Consider the following 289-nt stretch of genomic DNA (forward strand, 5'->3'; position numbering starts at 1 on the left):
CCGGGCAATGTGCGTGGAGCTCCAGTAGCGTCCTGGGGAAAGATGGCACTCCCGAGACTGGCTATCCCAACAGCAATGATCAATCCTGCCCCGATACGACCTACCAATACGTTATGCTCGCTTGTCATCACAAAATTTAATACTCCGATGCCAAATAATAAGTAGAGCAAGGCGAAGGTTACATTTAGAATGTCCAGCAGTTTCTTGTTGGGCGATCCTGGTGAAAGCAATTCACTGACTGATTCAGAAATGTGACTGTATCCTGGGCGTAATGTCCCACCGATGATGT

The 289-nt window shown here is 48.1% G+C and carries 1 protein-coding gene; it reads right to left on the reverse strand.

The annotated features are described in order from the left end of the window. A partial coding sequence (locus tag MD536_RS22245) for a DUF998 domain-containing protein (protein WP_369075822.1) occupies window positions 1-287 on the reverse strand: 287 nt, incomplete at its 3' end. Window positions 288-289: the final 2 nt, after the last annotated feature.

The sequence above is a fragment of the Flavihumibacter cheonanensis genome, from assembly GCF_022352215.1.
Taxonomy (GTDB): Bacteria; Bacteroidota; Bacteroidia; order Chitinophagales; family Chitinophagaceae; genus Flavihumibacter; species Flavihumibacter cheonanensis.